Source organism: Nocardiopsis changdeensis (assembly GCF_018316655.1).
Classification (GTDB): Bacteria; Actinomycetota; Actinomycetes; order Streptosporangiales; family Streptosporangiaceae; genus Nocardiopsis; species Nocardiopsis changdeensis.
On the sequence record NZ_CP074133.1, the window covers coordinates 262535 to 280510 of the forward strand.

Sequence of the window (17976 nt, forward strand, 5' to 3'; positions counted from 1 at the left end):
GGCCCGGTCACGGCAGGCATGACGAGGGGTTTCGGGGGAATCGGGGTATTCGTGCCCCTTGCCCGTGCGAGCGCAGCACATGAGAATCATTCATGTTCGCTGGTGCGGGCGCCGACCCCCGGGAGGACCATGCGCTGGGACCGATTCGCCGTCGCGGTGGGAACGGTGCTGTTCCTGGACGCCCTGCGGGTGTTCCTGCCCTCGCTCACCACCCTCTTCGGGCGGGCGGGGGAGACCCCGGCCGAGCTGATGGGCCTGTACGCCCTCGCCTGGTTCCTGGCCCCCGTCCCCTTCGTCGCCGCGGCCCGGTACCTGGACCCCTGGCGCACCGCGCTGGCCGCGGGCGCCGTGCTCGCGGCCGGGCGCCTGGCCCTCCAGGCCACCGACGGCGGCGCGCCGCAGCTGTACCTGGCGTCGTTCCTGGTGGGCACCGGCACCGTGTGGCTGACCGCGTCCGCCATGACCGCCGTCGACCGGCCCCGGACCACCGGGCACGGGGTGATGGTCGGCGTCGTCACCGGCGTCGCCGCCACCGCCGTGATCCACACCCTCCTCAACACCGTCGACCTCGCCTGGCGCGACGGCCCCTGGGCCTGGGCCGGGGTGCTCGTCGAGGTCGCCCTGTTCGCCTGGGCCGCCGCCGGGACGCACCGGCACGGGTCGGGCCATACCGAGCCCCGGCCCGCGCCCGCCCGGGCCTGGCTCGCCCTGGGCCCGCTGCTGTTCCTCTCCGGCCTGTACACCGCCAACCCGGCCGTGGGCGAGGTCATCGGCCAGACACCGGTGGCCGCCGCGCTCGTGGCCACCACCGCCGTCCTGTCCGTGATGGTCGCGGCCGACCCGCGCTGGTCCACCGGGCACCCGGCCGCCCCGTTCGCCGTCCTGGCCGGGGCGCTCGCCGTGCTGGCGGCGTCGCCCACCGAGCTCGGCGGCGTCCCCGGAGTGTGGCCCGCCTGGGCGCTCGCCGCCCTGCCGATCGGCCAGCTCGCCCTGGCGGGCTGCGCCGGGTGGGCGGTCCACCGCACCGGCCGGCCGACGCGCGCGGCCACCGGGTGGGCGGCGTTCGGCGGGCTGTTCCTGCTGGCGGTCGCGGTCTTCGGGTTCTACGCCGCCTACGACCTGTACTACGACAACACCGCGGTGCCGTTCCTGGCCCTGGTGCCCCTCGCGATCGCCATGAGCGGCCGCGGCCCCGTCCCGGCCCGCGCCGGGCGCCCCTGGCTGACCGCGGGGGCGGCCGCGCTGGCCCTGGTGCTGACCGTCGCCGTGCCGTCCTGGCACACGTCCTTCCGCGGCGGGGCGGAGCGGGCCCACGAACCCGTGTCGGGGCTGCGGCTGGCCGCCTACAACGTCCGCATGGGCTACGGCATGGACGGGCGCTACGCCCTGCACGACCAGATCGCGCTGCTCCGCCAGGACATCCCAGACATCGTCGTGCTCAGCGAGGTCGACCGCGGGTGGCTGCTCAACGGCGGCCACGACGCGCTGTCCCTCACCGCCGAGCAGCTCGGCATGACGGCCTACTGGGCGCCCGCCGACGGGCCGCTGTGGGGCGACGCCCTGCTCACCTCCCGCGAGGTCACCGAGGTGCGCGGGCACGCCCTCACCCCCAGCGGGCCGACCGGCGCCCAGGCGCTGGAGGCCGTCGTGCGGTGGGACGGCGGCACCGAGGTCAGCGTGATCGCCACCCACGTGCAGCCGCGGACCTACGACTTCACCGCCGAGAGCGCCCGCGCCCAGCTGCACGACCTCGCGGCGATCGTCGAGGGGGCTCGGGCCGAGGGGCGGCCGGTGGTCCTGGCCGGAGACCTCAACATCGAGCCGGGGGACCCGGCGTGGTCGATCCTCACCGACGCGGGCCTGCACGACCCCTTCGACCGGCCCTTCAACACCATCCCGACCCTGGCGGGGGAGCCCGCCGAGATCGACCACATCCTCGTCACCGAGGAGTTCGCCGCGGCGAACCCGGACAACCCGGACGTGCCGTACTCCGACCACCGGATGGTCTCGGTCGACCTCGAGCTGGAGTGATCAGCGGCCGGGGCGCTCGTACCGCAGCCGCCGGGCCACCCAGTACACGTTCACGCAGGACGCCGCGAACCCGGCGGCCAGCACCACCACCAGCCACACGGGCGCGTCCATGACCACCGACGCCGCCGTGCCCGCCGCCAGCACCAGGCAGCCGAACACCGCCAGCACCAGCCGGAACCCCAACGCGCTCGCCGGGCGCTCCGGACTGCCCAGCGGTCCCTTCAACCGTCCCCGGCGCAACTTCTCACGTCCCACGGCGACCACCTCCGGTGACTACCACTACCCGTACCCCCGCCGGCCCCACACCCGGCCCCCGCACAACGCTGCGGGGGCGGGACACCGTGACGGTGTCCCGCCCCCGCGGGGCGAAGCGTTCCTACAGGTCGCCCAGGAGGGCGGGGAGGGCGGACTCGTAGGCCCCGCGCAACTCGGCCAGCGGCACCTCCACGGCGCCGCCCGCGTGCGACACCACCAGGGCGTCGCCGCCCACGGTGCCGATCTGCTCCACCGGGACCCCGTGCCGGGCCGCCAGCGCCACGAACTCCTCCTCGTCGCCCGGGGCCACCGCCACGACCGCGCGGGCGCCGGACTCGCTGAACAGGGCGGTGAACACGTCCTCGGACACCGTCACCCGCACGCCCGTGCCCCCGCGCAGCGCCGACTCGGCCAGGGCCACGCCCAGGCCGCCGTCGGACAGGTCGTGGGCGGCCCGGGCCAGCCCGCGCTCGGCGGCCTCGGCCAGCACCTCGCCCAGTGCCGCCTCGGCGGTCAGGTCCACCCGCGGCGGCAGCCCGCCCAGGTGGCCGTGGACCGTGTCGGCCCACGCCGAGCCGCCGAACTCCGGCCGGGTCTCGCCGAGCAGGAACACCCGCGCGCCCTCGGAGTCGAACGCCGACTTCAGGCGGGTCCGCACGTCGTCGATGACGCCCAGCACGCCGATGACCGGGGTCGGGTTGATCGCCACGTCGCCGGTCTGGTTGTAGAAGCTCACGTTGCCGCCGGTCACCGGGGTGCCCAGCGCCTTGCAGGCGTCGGCCAGGCCGCGGGCGGACTCGGCGAACTGCCACATGACGCCCGGGTCCTCCGGCGAGCCGAAGTTGAGGCAGTTGGTCACCGCGAGCGGCCGGGCGCCGGTGGCCGCCACGTTGCGGTACGCCTCCGCGTACGCCAGCTGGGTGCCCGCGTACGGGTCCAGGCGGGTGTAGCGGCCGTTGCCGTCGGTCGACAGCGCCACGCCCCGGTGGGAGTCGTCGGAGATGCGGATCATCCCGGCGTCGTGCGGGGTCGACACCACGGTGTCGCCGCGCACGTAGCTGTCGTACTGCTGCGTCACCCAGCTCGGGTCGCCCACGCCCGGGGCGCCGAGCACCCGCAGCAGCTGCTCGCGCAGCTCCGCGTCGGTCGCGGGGCGGGGCAGGGCGCCGGCGTCGTCGGCCTGGAGCGCGTCCTGCGACTCCGGGCGGGCGTAGGGGCGCTCGTAGACCGGGCCCTCGTCGGAGGCGGTCCGCGGCGGCATGTCCACCACGGTCTCCCCGTGCCAGGTCATGACCAGGCGCCCGCCGCGCTCGGCCTCCTCGTCGGTGACGTCGGTGACCTCGCCGATCTCGGTGGCCAGGATCTGCCACTTGTCGCAGATGGCCAGGAACTCGTCCATCTTGGCCGGCTCGACGATGGCCATCATGCGCTCCTGCGACTCGCTCATGAGGATCTCCTCGGGAGTGAGCCGCGGGTCGCGCAGCGGCACCCGGTCCAGCCGGATGTTCATGCCGCCGGTGCCGCCCGCCGCCAGTTCGGTGGTGGCGCAGGAGACGCCCGCCGCGCCCAGGTCCTGGATGCCCACGACCAGGTCCTTGGCGAACAGCTCCAGGCTGCACTCGATGAGCAGCTTCTCCATGAACGGGTCGCCGACCTGGACGCTGGGCCGCTTGGCGTGCGACTCGTCGTCGAAGGTGGCGCTGGCCAGCACCGACGCGCCGCCGATGCCGTCGGGGCCGGTGGTGGAGCCGAACAGCACCACCTTGTTGCCGGGGCCGGGCGCCTGCGCCAGCTTGATGTCCTCGTGCTTCATCACGCCCACGCACAGGGCGTTGACCAGCGGGTTGCCGATGTAGCCGGGGCCGAAGCCGATCTCGCCGCCGATGTTGGGCAGGCCCAGGCAGTTGCCGTAGAAGGAGATGCCCGAGACCACGCCCGGCAGCACCCGCTTGGTGTCGTCGGCGTCGGCCGGGCCGAACCGCAGCGCGTCCATGACCGCCACCGGACGGGCGCCCATGGTGAGGATGTCGCGGACGATGCCGCCCACGCCGGTGGCCGCGCCCTGGTGCGGCTCCACGTAGGAGGGGTGGTTGTGCGACTCGATCTTGAAGGTCACCGCGCGGCCGTCGCCGACGTCGACCACACCGGCGTTCTCGCCCATGCCGACCAGCAGGGCGTCGCTCTGGGGGGCCTTCTCGCCGAACTGGCGCAGGTGCACCTTGGACGACTTGTACGAGCAGTGCTCGCTCCACATGACCGAGTAGATGGCCAGCTCGGAGGAGGTGGGGCGGCGGCCCAGGATCTCGCGGACCCGCTCGTACTCATCCTTCGCCATGCCCAGTTCGGCGTACGGCTGAGGCGTGTCCGGGCTGCTCTGCGCCACGGCGACGGTGTCGAGACGAGGTACTTCAGACATGCGTGGTTCCGTTCGGGATGTGCTGGTGTGAGCCGGGCCGCGGCGTCCGCCGACCGGCGCGGAAGGTCGTGGGCGGGGTCATCGGGTGAGGTCCGCGTAGCGGAGCATCAGCACCGCGGGGTCCCCCGCGTTGCCCGTGGAGGAGTCGGCGATCATGACGGTCTCGTCGGTCAGCACGGTCTGCTCCGGCGGCACGTCCTCGGGCGACTCGGCGCCCTCGGGGAGCATGATCTTCCAGTCCCGGTCCAGCAGGTGGTCGTAGACCTCCTGGACGGTGGCGCGGGCGTCCTCGGTGACCTCCTCGTCCTCGGTGAGCACGGTGACCAGCCGGGCGCAGCCCTCCTGCCGGCAGTACACGTCGGTCTCCGGATCGGAGACGTAGGCCAGGCCGGGAGGCGGATCGCCGAGCGACGAGGGCTCGGGCACGTCGGGCGCCTGGGCGGGCGGGGCCGTGCCCTCCTGCCCGGTCTGCTGCGCACCGGGCGGCACGGCGCCCAGCGAGTTGAACAGGCCGACGGCGGCCGACACCACCAGGCCCACGACGACGATGGAGGCGAGTACGTACATCGTGGTCCGGGAGCGCAGGAGCGCCATCATCGCGAGGATCGTCCCCTTGTCGGTGTGCGGTGGGACCGGGCCGGGCTCAGACGCCGGCCGGGCTCTTGGCGCCCAGGTGGGCGAGGATCGAGGTGAAGAAGCCCAAGCCCTCGGTGGAGGGGCCGGTCAGCGCCTCCACGGCGTGCTCCGGGTGCGGCATGAGGCCGACGACGTTGCCGTGCTCGTTGGTGATCCCGGCGATGCCGCGGCGGGAGCCGTTGGGGTCGGAGCCGGCGTACCGGACCACGACCCGGTTCTCCGCCTCCAGGGCGTCGAGGGTGGCCTCGTCGGCGACGTAGCTGCCCTCGCCGCTCTTGAGGACGACCAGGATCTCCTGTCCCTCGGCGTAGTCGCCGGTCCAGGCGGTGGCGGTGCTCTCCACCCGCAGCCTCTGCTCGCGGTTGACGAAGCGCAGGGTGGAGTTGCGGGTGAGCGCGCCCGGCAGCAGGTGGCTCTCGCACAGGATCTGGAAGCCGTTGCAGATGCCCAGGACCGGCAGGGCCCCGGAGCGGGCGGCCGGGACGAGCTCGGACATCAGCGGCGCGAAGCGGGCGATGGCGCCGCAGCGCAGGTAGTCGCCGTAGGAGAAGCCCCCGGGGAGGACGACCGCGTCGACTCCCCTGAGGTCGGCGTCCGCGTGCCACAGGGCGACGGGCTCGGCGCCCGCCAGCGCGACGGCGCGCGCGGCGTCCTTGTCGTCGAGGGAACCGGGGAAGGTGACGACGCCCACACGGGCTGTCATGAGCACACTCCGAGTCGTTGGTCGGGTCCCTCCCCGCGGCTGCGGGGAGTTTCGGCGAGGAGGCTGGCGGCGCCTGTCCGGCCCCGAGGGGGCACCGCGTCCGCACTTGGCAGCGTACCCGCTCACCTGTGCTCGGGTACGACCCTCACCCCTGTTCCGCGACTCCCGTTCGTACGATTCTCCCGATTCCGGCGGCTCGGAAGGGCCCGCGGGTGTACGACCCGACAGGTGCCGTGGTGTGCGACACAGTGGCGGCGGGGGCGCCGACGGGCCCTCCCGGGACCTCTCAGACCCGGTCCAGGGCCAGCGCGCCGAACTGTGCGGGGACGCCCCCGGCCGCGGCGCCCTCGGGGTCCGCGTCGCAGTTCGCCCGGCGTTTGCGCAGGAGCACGGTGATCCGCGGCTCCCCCTCGAAGGACACCTCGTCCATGAGGCGGCGCATCAACAGAATGCCCCTACCCGATTCTGAGTCCAGTCCGGGTAGGGGCGGCGGGCGTTCCGAGGCGAAACGGGCGGCGAGCGCTTCGGGGTCCGGCGCTCTCCCGGTATGGGAGATGCGGACCTCGCACCAATGCCGGTCGATCTCGGCGTCCACCCGGTAATCGGAGGAGGGACCCCCGTGCTCCACGGCGTTGGCGCAGGCCTCGGAGGAGGCCAGCAGGAAGTCGTCGACACAGTCCCGGCACATTCCGGCCCGGAACAGGAGTGTTCCGAGGATGTCGCGTACGACCGCGACCGTGTACGCCCGCCGCGGCAGGGAGATCGAGAAGACGGCGTCCATGAAATAACACCTCTCGTGCTCCGTCGTCGGTCATGGGCCCGGCACGTCAAGGAACCTTCCCGAGGGCGGCGGACGTAAAACGACCGACGGCGCCCTCATGGGACGCCGCCGGTCTTTACATTGCACATCCGGCGCTGCGGGCACTTCTCGCGCTTTTGGGCGAAGGCCGTTAATCCGGCATGTCCGTCCGCTGCCGTGAAGCGCTGCGCGGTGCCGCGGAGCCGCGCGGGTCAGGAGGCCACGTGGACCCGGAAGTCCTCGATCACGGTGTTGGCGAGCAGGGTCTCGGCCAGGCGGCGGACGTCGGCCAGCTTGGCCTCGTCGACCTCCCCCTCGACCTCGACCTCGAAGCGCTTGCCCTGGCGGACCTGTTCGATCCCCTCGAAACCCAGGCGCGAGCAGGCGCCGGCGATCGCCTGGCCCTGCGGGTCCAGGATCTCGGGCTTGAGCATGACGTCAACAACGACGCGGGCCACAGGGTCCTCCACAAGAGAAATGGGTGTGCCGCCCTCTTCGTCCGCTCCCGGCTCCCCGGCCGGGCGGACGCCTCTCCGTACTGCTCGGAGCGGGCGACGCCAGAGTACGGCACGCGCGGGGGCCGCCGGTGCGGGTGAGTCCTTCGTCACCCCGGGCCCGCCGCGTGGCCGGAACCGGTCGGGGAATACCCGGACCGCCTGCGGGTAGTGGGATCCGGGGATGTTTACCGCAACCTGAACCCCGCAAGCGAGTGTTTCGGTACGTTCGTGACTCGGATCACCACGATTGATGTCATCATTGAGAGCACAAGGTGGCGTCTAACAGGGTGGAAGTGATCGTCCGGTCGTCCTGAGGGGGAATCTTGACGACTATCGAAATGGAACCGATCGCCGCGCGGAACAGTGACGGGCAGGAGCCCGAAGAGGCTTTGGACTTCGCCACCGCCGTCACGCCGTTCGCGGACCAGCTCTATCCCACGGCCCTGCGGATGACCCGCAATCCGGCCGACGCAGAAGACCTCGTCCAAGAGACGTTCGCCAAGGCCTTCGCCAATTTCCACCAGTTCCGCGCCGGTACCAATCTGCGTGCCTGGCTCTACCGGATCTTGACCAACACCTTCATCAACAGCTACCGCAAGAAGCAGCGCGAGCCGCGCCAGGAGACCACCGACGAGATCAAGGACTGGCAGCTCGCCGCCGCCGAGGCGCACACGTCCTCGGGCATGCGGTCGGCCGAGAACGAGGTCCTGGACCACCTGCCCGACTCCGACATCAAGCAGGCGCTCGCGCGGCTGCCGGAGGAGTTCCAGGAGGTCATCTACCTCGTCGACATCGAGGGCTACGCCTACAAGGAGGTGGCCGAGCGCATGGGCACCCCGCTGGGGACCGTGATGTCCCGGCTGCACCGCGCCCGGCGCCAGCTCCGTGAGATGCTGGCCGACTACGCGCGCGACCGCGGCATGCGGGTCCCCGCCGCCCGCTGACCGCGCCTCTTCGGAACGGCACCGCGCGGGAGGGCTGGAACCCCGCCCCCGCCCGGCGCCGAGGTCCGCGACCCCGCCCCCCGGAGGGTTTTCGGACCGACCGCTCCGCCACGCTCCGTGGCCGGACCCGGCCGCCCGTCGCTCCGCGGCCGGACGTTGCGCAAGCCGACGACAAAGTCGTCGGAAGGCCTTGTACATGCTAGGAAGCCCTGCTAATCGGGCTGGTCCGGCATCGGGGAACATGGATCCGCGGCGTAAAAGGTGATGGCCGGGTCTTGCGCTCGCCAGGGTGAGTTCTGTCACCATATGGTGAGGTCCGCCGTACACCCATCACCCCGGGTGCACGTGCGGCGATCCGGCCGATCAGCGCCCACCCGCGCGAAACCGGCCCCGAGTACCGAGGAGCGACGTGTCGGACACCACCGTGCACGAGGAACCGGAGCTCATCCAGCTCCTGACACCGGAAGGGGAACTGACGGGGCACCCCGACTACCCCCTGGAGATCACCGCGGACGAGATCCGCGACCTGTACCGGGACCTGGTCCTGGTGCGCCGCTTCGACGGCGAGGCCGTCTCCCTGCAGCGCCAGGGGGAGCTGGGCCTGTGGGCCTCGCTCCTGGGCCAGGAGGCCGCTCAGATCGGCTCCGGCCGCGCCCTGCGCGGGACCGACATGGCCTTCCCCTCCTACCGCGAGCACGGCGTCGCCTGGTGCCGCGGCGTGGAGCCCAAGGAACTGCTCGGCATGTTCCGCGGCGTCACCAACGGCGGCTGGGACCCCCACGAGCACGGGTTCCACCTCTACACGATCGTCATCGGCAGCCAGGCCCTGCACGCCACCGGCTACGCCATGGGCGTGCAGCGCGACGGCGCCGTCGGCGAGGACGGCACCGCCGTCATCACCTACTTCGGCGACGGGGCCACCAGCCAGGGCGACACCAACGAGGCGTTCAACTTCGCCTCGGTGAACAACGCCCCCGTGGTCTTCTTCTGCCAGAACAACCAGTGGGCCATCTCCGAGCCGCTGGAGCGCCAGGCCCGCGTGCCCATCTACAAGCGCGCCTCCGGCTTCGGCTTCCCGGGCCTGCGCGTGGACGGCAACGACGTGCTGGCGGTCCTGGCCGTCACCCGGGCCGCGCTGGACAACGCCCGCGAGGGCAACGGGCCCACCCTGGTCGAGGCGTTCACCTACCGCATGGGCGCCCACACCACCAACGACGACCCGACCCGGTACCGCAACGCGGCCGAGCTGGACGAGTGGAAGGCCAAGGACCCGATCCTGCGGGTGCGCCGGTACCTGGAGAACAACGGGCTGGCCGACGAGGAGTTCTTCGCCTCGGTCGACGCCGAGGCCGACGCCCTGGGCGAGAAGGTCCGCACCCAGTGCCGGAGCCTGCCCGACCCCGAGCCGCTGGACATCTTCCACGAGGTGTACGCCGAGCCCAACGTCCACATCGACCGCCAGCGCGCGGAGTACGCCGATTACCTGGCCTCCTTCGAGGCGGAAGGGGTCCGATAGGCCATGACCAACCTCACCATCGGCAAGGCCATCAACGCCGGCCTGCGCGCGGCCATGGAGCACGACCCCAAGGTCCTCGTCATGGGCGAGGACGTCGGCCGGCTCGGCGGCGTCTTCCGGGTGACCGACGGCCTGCACAAGGACTTCGGCGCCGACCGCGTCATCGACACCCCCCTCGCGGAGTCGGGCATCGTCGGCACCGCCATCGGTATGGCGCTGCGCGGCTACCGCCCCGTGGTGGAGATCCAGTTCGACGGGTTCTTCTTCCCTGCGGCCAACCAGACCTTCACCCAGCTCGCCAAGATGCGCCGCCGCTCCGCGGGCGCCCTCAGCGTGCCCCTGGTCATGCGCATCCCCTACGGCGGCGGTATCGGCGCCGTGGAGCACCACAGCGAGTCGCCCGAGTCGTACTTCCTGCACACCGCGGGCCTGCGCGTGATCAGCGTCGCCAACGCCGTGGACGCCTACTGGATGATCCAGCAGGCGATCCGCAGCGAGGACCCGGTGATCTTCCTGGAGCCCAAGCGGCGCTACTACGAGAAAGCCGAGGTGGACACCGAGGCGTCCATCGCCGAGGCCGCCCCCATGGGCGCGGCCCGGGTCGCCCGCCCCGGCACCGACGTCACCCTGCTCGCCTACGGGCCCATGGTCAAGACCGCCCTCCAGGCGGCCGAGGCCGACACCGAGCACTCCATCGAGGTCATCGACCTGCGGTCGCTGGCCCCCGTGGACTACCCGACCGTCGTCGAGTCCGTCAAGAGGACGGGCCGCCTGGTGGTCGCCCACGAGGCCACGCTCACCGGCGGGCCGGGCGCGGAGATCGCCGCCCGGATCACCGAGGAGTGCTTCTACCACCTGGAGTCCCCGGTCATCCGCGTCGCCGCGTTCGACACCCCCTACCCGCAGTCGCGGCTGGAGGAGTACTACCTGCCGGACCTGGACCGGGTCCTGGACGGGGTCGACCGGGCGTTCGCGTACTAGGGGATCAGGGACACATGGCGATTCAGAAGAACGCCCCCGCGGTGGGCGGCGTGCACTCGTTCAAACTGCCCGACGTGGGCGAAGGCCTGGTCGACGCGGAGATCCTCACCTGGTTCGTCAAGCCCGGTGACGTGATCGAGGTCAACCAGAACATCTGCGAGATCGAGACGGCCAAGGCGGTCGTCGAGCTGCCGAGCCCCTTCGCGGGCACGGTCAAGGAGCTGCTGGTCGAGGAGGGGCAGACGGTGGACGTCGGCACGGTGATCATCACCGTGGACGACGGCACCGGCGGCGGTGACGACGCCGCGGCCCCGGCCGAGGAGGAGCGGGAGAAGCCGCTGGTGGGCTACGGCGAGAAGGCCGCCGCCACCCAGCGCCGCGCCCGCCGCCGCCCGGCCTCCTCCGGCCCGGTCTCCCCGGCACCGGCGCCCAGGCCGGCCGCCGCCCCGGCCCCGCCGGTTGCGGTGGCCCCCGCCCCCGTGGCCACGCAGGGCCGCCCGCTGGCCAAGCCGCCGGTGCGCAAGCTCGCCAAGGACCTGGGGGTGAACCTGGCGACGGTCGCCCCCAGCGGCGCGGGCGGGATCATCACCCGCGACGACGTCCACGCGGCGGCCCAGGGCGTGCAGGCCGCCCCGGAACCGGCCGCCGCGCCCCAGGAGGCGCCCGCGGCCGCCGCGGCGCCCGCCGGGTCGGTGGACCGGTCCGCGCGGGAGCGGCGGGTCCCGATCAAGGGCGTGCGCAAGGCGACCGCGGCGGCGATGGTGGGCAGCGCGTTCACCGCGCCGCACGTCACCGAGTTCCTCCAGGTGGACGTCACCCGCACCATGAAGGCGGTCGCGCGGCTGCGCGAGCACCCCGACTTCGCGGGTGTGCGGGTGTCGCCGCTGCTCATGGTCGCCAAGGCGCTGCTGCTGGCGATCAGGCGCAACCCGGACGTCAACGCGTCCTGGGACGAGGCGAACCAGGAGATCGTGGTCAAGGACTACGTGAACCTGGGGATCGCGGCCGCCACCGAGCGCGGCCTGGTGGTGCCCAACATCAAGGACGCCGGGGCCAAGACGCTGCCGCAGCTGGCGGTCGCGCTCAAGGAGCTCACCGAGACCGCCCGCGCGGGCAAGGTGACCCCCGCGGACATGTCCGGCGGCACGGTCACGATCACCAACGTGGGCGTGTTCGGAGTGGACGCGGGCACCCCGATCCTCAACCCGGGCGAGGCGGCGATCCTGGCCTTCGGCCAGATCCGCGACATGCCGTGGGTGCACAAGGGCAAGCTGAAGATCCGCAAGGTCACGACGCTGTCGCTGTCCTTCGACCACCGGCTGGTCGACGGGGAGCTCGGCTCGAAGGTGCTGCGCGATGTCGGCGCCGCGCTGGAGGACCCGGAGCTGACCTCGCTCGCCTGGGGGTAGTCTCCTGTGAACCGCACCGTCGGGGCTGACGGTGCGACGTGGCCCCCGGGGGAGACCCCGGGGGCCGCACTGTTCTCCGAGGCCTCTCTCCCGGGGCATCGCGGCGCACGGCGGCGGGGGCGGGCGGGTCCGGGGATTTTTTCGGGAACGGTCCGCGCGGGATGTCGAGGATCCGCGGGCGGCTCCGTCCCCGGGGCGGAGGCGGCCGGAGGGGCCGCACCGGAACAGAGGAGAGAGACCATGGCCAAGTACCTGCTGCTCAAGCACTACCGGGGCGCCCCGGCGGCGGTCAACGACGTGCCCATGGACCGGTGGACCCCGGAGGAGATCGCGGCCCACGTGCGGTACATGGACGACTTCGCCGCCCGGCTGGAGGAGACCGGGGAGTACGTCGACAGCCAGGCGCTCTCCCCCGAGGGCGTGTTCGTCCGCTACGACGGCGAGGGCCGGCCGCCGGTCACCGACGGGCCGTTCGCCGAGACCAAGGACCTCATCGCCGGCTGGATGGTGATCGACGTCGACAGCCACGAGCGCGCCGTCGAACTGGCCGGGGAGCTGTCGGCGGCCCCCGGCGCGGGTGGCCGGCCGATCCATGAGTGGCTCGAACTGCGCCCGTTCCTGGGCGCGGCGCCCACGGTCACGGAGTGACGCCGGAGTGGACGGGACACTGCTCCGGAGCCTCACCCCGGGCGTGATCGGCATCCTCGTCCGCCGCGGAGCCGACTTCGCGGCGGCCGAGGACGCCGTGCAGGACGCCCTGGTCGAAGCTGTCCGGGTCTGGCCGGACGACCCGCCGCGGGACCCGAAGGGCTGGCTGGTCACCGTGGCCTGGCGCAGGTTCCTCGACGCGGCCCGGGCTGACACCACCCGCCGCCGGCGGGAGGACCTCGTCGATGGGGAGCCGGAGCCCGGGCCCGTGTCCGGAGTGGACGACACGCTCTGGCTGTACTTCCTGTGCGCCCACCCGTCGCTGACGCCGTCGTCCGCGGTCGCGCTCACGCTGCGGGCCGTCGGCGGGCTGACCACCCGCCAGATCGCCCGGGCCTACCTGGTGCCCGAGGCGACCATGGCACAGCGCATCAGCCGGGCCAAGCGCACCGTCGCCGGCGCGCGGTTCGACCGGCCCGGCGATGTCGCCACGGTGCTGCGCGTCCTGTACCTGGTCTTCAACGAGGGCTACTCCGGCGACGTCGACCTCGCCGCGGAGGCGATCCGGCTCACCCGGGGGCTCGCGGCCGCGGTGGACCACCCCGAGGTGTCCGGGCTGCTCGCGCTCATGCTGCTCCACCACGCCCGGCGCACCGCCCGGACGGACGCCGACGGCGCCCTGGTGCCGCTCGCCGAGCAGGTCCGGGGCCGGTGGGACACCGCGCTGATCGCCGAGGGGGTGGGGATCCTCCAGGGGGCCCTGGCCCGGGACCGGCTGGGTGAGTTCCAGGCCCAGGCGGCCGTCGCGGCGCTCCACGCCGACGCGCCCACCGCCGAGGAGACCGACTGGGTGCAGATCGTCGAGTGGTACGACGAGCTCGTGCGCCTGACCGACAGCCCGGTCGTCCGCCTCAACCGGGCGGTGGCCGTCGGCGAGGCCGACGGGCCGCGCGCCGGGCTGGCGGCGCTCGCGGAACTGGACGACTCGCTGCCCCGCCACACCGCCGTGGCGGCGTACCTCCGCGAACGCGACGGGGACCTGGCGGAGGCGGCCCGCCTGTACGCGGAGGCGGCGCGGCGGGCGACCGATCTGGCCGAGCGGGACCACCTGACGCGCTGCGCGGCCCGGATCAACACCCGCCTGCGCGGCTGACGGGCCGGTGCCGGGGCCGGGGGCGTACGCGGGGGAGGAACGCGCAGGGGGCCGGTGCGCCGTGCGCACCGGCCCCGCCCGCGAGGCGGGATCCGCCCCCCAAGGGGGAGGGGGGCGGATCCACTACTGCTGTTGTTCCCCGGCGTGTCGGCCCGGACACCTTCGGTTTCCGCGGTCTCCGGATCGGCTCAGAACGGGAGGGCCACCATCCCGTACACCGCACCGGTCGCGGCCAGCGCGAGCCCGGCCAGGGCCGCCAGCGGCAGGTGCACCCGGGAGAACGGCCGCAGCCACCCGCGCACCAGGCAGACGCCCACGAACACCGCGGAAACCAGCGCCAGCACCGCCGTCACCGTCATCGGCAGCGTGAGGGCCGGGGAGCCCTCGGACAGCCAGACCTGGGCCCGGTTCAGGTCCGTCACCCCGTAGACCAGCAGCCCCGCCGCCGTGGCGGCGGCCAGCGCGGTCGAGGTCAGCAGCACGCGCGTGGCCAGTGTGAACCCGTTCCCGGACCGCTGGACCGGGACCAGGACCGTGGCCAGCACCAGCAGCGCCGCTCCGGCGACGACCAGGTGCAGGGAGGGGGAGCCCAGGGGGCCGGTGCGGGTGTACACGCTGGTCGGGTTCATGTCGGTGGCGATCGCCGCCACCTCGCCGTCGCGTTCGACGAACGCCAGGAGGTCCTCGCCGTTCTCGGCGGCGAACACCCCCTCGGACACCGGCAGCCAGCGGTCGTCCACGGCCAGGGCCCCGCTCACCGACAGCGTCCCGTCGCCCGCGTCGCGGACCGTCACGTTGTCGAACAGCGCCACCAGCCGGGCCGGGCCCGAGGCCGCCAGGCGGGAGGTGACGTAGGAGCCCTCGTAGGCGCCGAGGTCGGCGTCCGGGTCGGGTTCCCCCTCGGGGAGGGACTGGGGCGCGAAGGTGTCGGCGAACGCGCCGACCACCGCCATGCGCAGGTCGACCAGCGGGTTCGCCCCCGCCGCGTCGTCGCCGTTGACCGCGACGAACACGCCCGCGTCGAGACCGGGCACCACCGCGTACCCCGTGTGGACCCCCGCCAGGTCGCCACTGTGGCCGATGAGCGGGACCTCTCCCGCCCGCCACTGGTAGGTGCCGTAGCCCATCCCGGTGGTCTCCGGGTGCATCCCGGCGTGCTGCTCCAGCATCGCCTCGGCCACGCCCGGGGCCAGGGCCTGCTCCCCGTCGATCCGCCCGCCGTCCAGCAGCGCCTCCATGAAGCGGGCCATGTCGCCGACGGTGGTCACCGCCGCCCCCGCCGGGACGTCCCCGATGAAGGCGTCCCCGGCCGGGGTCCCGTCCGCCAGGTGCGAGGTCACCAGCGGCCGGTCGGCGCGGACGTCGGCGAGCTGCTCGAAGGAGGTGTCCTCCATGCCCAGCGGCGTGAACACGGTCTGCCGGACGTACTCCTCGAACGGGACCCCCGACACCTCCTGCACCACGTACCCCGCCAGCGCGATCCCATAGTTGGAGTAGCCGGTGTACTCGCCCGGGGCGAACAGCCGCTCCGGGACGGCGGTGCGCACGACCTCGTCGAGGGGCGTGCCCTCCTCCGCGCCGAGGCGTTCGACCACCTCGGCGAAGCCCGCGGTGTGGGTGAGCAGGTCGTGCAGGGTCACCGTGGGGCCGGTCAGGCGGGCCTCCTCGGGCAGGTACGCGTTGACGTCCTCGGCCAGGTCCAGGCGCCCCTCGCCGGCCAGGGTGAGCACGGCGGCCGCGGTGAACGACTTGGCCACGGACGCGGTGGGGAACAGGTGCTCCTCCGCGTCCAGCGGGGTGCCCTCGGCCAGGTCGGCGTACCCGTGGGCGGCGGTGGCGACCTGCTCGCCCTCCAGGACCACGGTCACGGCCGCGCCGGGGGAGCCGTACTCCTCCAGGAGTTCGGCCACACGGGTGTCGGTGAACTCGCGGGCGGTCTCCGGGGTCAGGGGAGTGGCCTCGACGGGGGCCGCCGGGGCCGCGGGGGCGGCGGCGCGGGCCGCCGGGGCGGCCGCGGCCGTGATGGCGGGCGCGGTGATCAGGAGTGCGGCCGCGCAGAGTGCGGCGGCGCTTCGGCCGGGCATGGTGACCTCTCGTCAGGGGGTTCCTCTCCCTTCGAAACTAGGGTTCGGACCCCTGCGGGCACACGGGCGCCGACCACCCGAACCGGGGTGGAGCTGGCTCCACCACCGAGGGGGAGCCGGGGCCCGGACCGTCCCCGGCGGGCCGGTTCCGGGCCGGAACCGACGGCCGAGGCCCGCCCCCGCGGCGGGGGCGGGCCTCACGGTCCGGGACGGTGCCGGGCGCTAGGGGCGGGCGCCGACCTCCCCGACCCAGCCCGACCAGACGTAGCCGACCTGCTCGGCGGTCAGCGGGTAGGACAGGCCGTAGTCCTCGGCGGAGCCGAGGGCGGGGTCCTCCGCCAGCAGGGTGGTGTCGCGGTACAGCAGCGCCCCGTTCCCGGCGTCGTAGAGGAAGCGGTACTCCGACACGGTCGCCCCGTCCTCCACCTCCACGGAGAACAGCTCTCCCTCACGGCCCAGCTGATCGGTGGCGGTGCCCAGGTGCTCCAGGCCGTCGAGCCCGGCGAGCACGCGCTGCACGGCCGCCTCCTCCGGGCCGGCCAGCGGCCGGGTCCCGTACAGGAACTCCACGGCGTTCACGATCCCGGCCGGGGAACCGTCCTCCGGGCCCTCCCCGAGCCCGGCGAGCACGTCCGCCAGGGCGTCCGGGTCGGTGGGCAGCTCGGCGGGCCAGACCAGGGAGGGGTGCAGGGTCTCCTCGGAGGACTCGCTTCCCTGCTCCAGGAACCGCTCGTGGTCGGCCTCCTCGCCGCCCTTGTCCAGCGGCGGCTGCGGGTGGGCGTCCGCCCGGTGCTCGCCGCCCGGGCCCGTCCACTCGTTCCACTCGTAGGGGACGTACCGGTAGCCGTGGGTCTCGTCGGGGTCGTCGTCCCCGGCGTTGGCGGTGAGCCGGATCAGCTGTGTCCCCGTGGTGGAGACGAAGGCGACGTCCCCCGAGCCCGGGGCCGGGCCGCGTTCCCCGGAGACCTCGGCCAGGGCGAGCAGGGCGTCGGTCCCGTCGACCGGGTCGCCGCCGACGACCTCGATCGGCTCGGGCGGGGCGGCGTAGGCGGCGGGGATGCCGCCCGGCTCGTCGGCGGGCAGGAGCAGGGTTCCGGCGCCCACGGCCAGGGCCGCGGCGGCGGCTCCGGCGGCCAGGACGGGGATGCGGCGCCACAGGGGTCGGGACACGGCGGGGGACTCCTCGATTCGGGCGATGGCGTTGGCGCGGGCCCGGTGGCGGGCCTCGGGGGCGGGGGCGGCGCCCGCTGCGGGGTCGGCGCCGTTCAGAGCGGAGCGCAGAGCGGTCAGGTCGTCCATGCCGCCTCCTTCGGGGCGTGGCCGGCGGGGTGTTCGTTCATGTGGGCGGTGAGTTTCTTGCGGGCCCGGTGCAGCCGGGCGCGGGCGGTGACGTGGGTGCAGCCGACGACCCGGGCGGCCTGGCGGCAGTCGAGCCCCTCCCAGGTCACGAGCATCACGAGTTCGCGTTCCGGTTCCGTCAGCCGGGCCAGGGCGGCCAGGGCCCCGGCGCGTTCGACCACCCGGTCGGCGTCGTCGGCGTGGACCGCCGAACCCGGCTGCCGGCCCAGGGACTCGGCGATCAGGTCCTGCCGGTGGTCCTTGCGCAGGTGGGCCAGGGTGATCCGGCGTGCGCAGGCGTACAGCCAGGGCAGTTCGCGCCCGGGCGGCAGGCGCTCGGCGCGGCGCCAGGCCACGGCGAACGCCTCGGAGGCGACATCGTCGGCGTGGTCCGGGCCCACCCGGCGCCGTGCGTAGCGGTAGACGGCGTCGTAGTGCTCCTCGAACATGGCGTTGAAGTCGCGCTGGCCGGAGTATGCGTCCCCGGCCGTGCCGCGTCTCATCGGCGTACCTCCCGTCCTCTCACCTGGATGTGTCGGGGGAGGGGGCGGGTGTTAGGGCGCGGT

16 protein-coding genes are annotated in these 17976 nt (G+C 73.5%); 7 read left to right on the forward strand and 9 right to left on the reverse strand.

Going from position 1 to position 17976, the window contains the following annotated elements; translation table 11 throughout:
* Positions 1-129 precede the first annotated feature (129 nt).
* On the forward strand, positions 130-2031 hold the full coding sequence (locus KGD84_RS01365; protein WP_220564314.1) for an endonuclease/exonuclease/phosphatase family protein: 1902 nt from the start codon (positions 130-132) through the stop codon (positions 2029-2031).
* Here the strand turns inward: KGD84_RS01365 and KGD84_RS01370 are convergent, their stop codons facing one another.
* From KGD84_RS01370 to purS, 6 genes are all read right to left on the reverse strand, one after another.
* Positions 2032-2286: a hypothetical protein gene (locus tag KGD84_RS01370; protein ID WP_255646957.1), complete on the reverse strand. Its 255-nt coding sequence runs from the start codon at positions 2284-2286 to the stop codon at positions 2032-2034.
* Between the two features lie 121 nt (positions 2287-2407).
* Positions 2408-4702 (reverse strand): phosphoribosylformylglycinamidine synthase subunit PurL, encoded by a 2295-nt coding sequence (purL, locus tag KGD84_RS01375; protein WP_220564315.1) that lies wholly within the window; start codon positions 4700-4702, stop codon positions 2408-2410.
* A gap of 78 nt (positions 4703-4780) precedes the next feature.
* Complete coding sequence (locus KGD84_RS01380; protein WP_220564316.1) at positions 4781-5299, reverse strand: hypothetical protein; 519 nt, start codon at positions 5297-5299, stop codon at positions 4781-4783.
* A gap of 46 nt (positions 5300-5345) precedes the next feature.
* Positions 5346-6041, reverse strand: coding sequence for a phosphoribosylformylglycinamidine synthase subunit PurQ (gene purQ / locus KGD84_RS01385; protein WP_220564317.1), 696 nt, complete (start codon positions 6039-6041; stop codon positions 5346-5348).
* A gap of 286 nt (positions 6042-6327) precedes the next feature.
* Positions 6328-6822: an ATP-binding protein gene (locus KGD84_RS01390; RefSeq protein WP_220564318.1), complete on the reverse strand. Its 495-nt coding sequence runs from the start codon at positions 6820-6822 to the stop codon at positions 6328-6330.
* A 230-nt stretch (positions 6823-7052) separates the two neighbouring features.
* Positions 7053-7298, reverse strand: coding sequence for a phosphoribosylformylglycinamidine synthase subunit PurS (gene purS / locus KGD84_RS01395; RefSeq protein WP_220564319.1), 246 nt, complete (start codon positions 7296-7298; stop codon positions 7053-7055).
* A 377-nt stretch (positions 7299-7675) separates the two neighbouring features.
* Between purS and KGD84_RS01400 the strand changes: the two genes are divergently transcribed.
* The 6 genes from KGD84_RS01400 to KGD84_RS01425 all read left to right on the forward strand — a co-directional run bounded on the left by KGD84_RS01400 (position 7676) and on the right by KGD84_RS01425 (position 13988).
* A complete protein-coding gene (locus KGD84_RS01400; protein ID WP_220565453.1) occupies positions 7676-8281 on the forward strand; it encodes a sigma-70 family RNA polymerase sigma factor in 606 nt (201 codons plus the stop codon).
* 409 nt (positions 8282-8690) lie between these two features.
* Positions 8691-9797: a pyruvate dehydrogenase (acetyl-transferring) E1 component subunit alpha gene (gene pdhA / locus KGD84_RS01405; RefSeq protein ID WP_220564320.1), complete on the forward strand. Its 1107-nt coding sequence runs from the start codon at positions 8691-8693 to the stop codon at positions 9795-9797.
* Positions 9798-9800: 3 nt separating this feature from the next.
* The gene (locus tag KGD84_RS01410; RefSeq protein WP_220564321.1) at positions 9801-10778 is read left to right on the forward strand and encodes an alpha-ketoacid dehydrogenase subunit beta; all 978 of its coding nucleotides are present in this window, start codon (positions 9801-9803) and stop codon (positions 10776-10778) included.
* A gap of 14 nt (positions 10779-10792) precedes the next feature.
* Positions 10793-12187: a dihydrolipoamide acetyltransferase family protein gene (locus KGD84_RS01415; RefSeq protein ID WP_220564322.1), complete on the forward strand. Its 1395-nt coding sequence runs from the start codon at positions 10793-10795 to the stop codon at positions 12185-12187.
* Positions 12188-12427: 240 nt separating this feature from the next.
* Positions 12428-12835 carry a YciI family protein gene (locus tag KGD84_RS01420; RefSeq protein ID WP_220564323.1) on the forward strand — a complete coding sequence of 136 codons (408 nt, stop codon included), beginning with the start codon at positions 12428-12430 and terminating at the stop codon, positions 12833-12835.
* Positions 12836-12842: 7 nt separating this feature from the next.
* Positions 12843-13988 (forward strand): RNA polymerase sigma factor, encoded by a 1146-nt coding sequence (locus KGD84_RS01425; protein WP_220564324.1) that lies wholly within the window; start codon positions 12843-12845, stop codon positions 13986-13988.
* 188 nt (positions 13989-14176) lie between these two features.
* On the opposite strand, the gene KGD84_RS01430 is transcribed toward KGD84_RS01425, so the two are convergent.
* The 3 genes from KGD84_RS01430 to KGD84_RS01440 form a co-directional block, all read right to left on the reverse strand.
* Complete coding sequence (locus KGD84_RS01430; RefSeq protein ID WP_220564325.1) at positions 14177-16072, reverse strand: serine hydrolase domain-containing protein; 1896 nt, start codon at positions 16070-16072, stop codon at positions 14177-14179.
* 222 nt (positions 16073-16294) lie between these two features.
* Positions 16295-17371: a CU044_5270 family protein gene (locus tag KGD84_RS01435; protein WP_220564326.1), complete on the reverse strand. Its 1077-nt coding sequence runs from the start codon at positions 17369-17371 to the stop codon at positions 16295-16297.
* Positions 17359-17913: an RNA polymerase sigma factor gene (locus tag KGD84_RS01440; protein WP_220564327.1), complete on the reverse strand. Its 555-nt coding sequence runs from the start codon at positions 17911-17913 to the stop codon at positions 17359-17361. The genes KGD84_RS01435 and KGD84_RS01440 overlap by 13 nt, the downstream gene beginning before the upstream one ends.
* Positions 17914-17976: the final 63 nt, after the last annotated feature.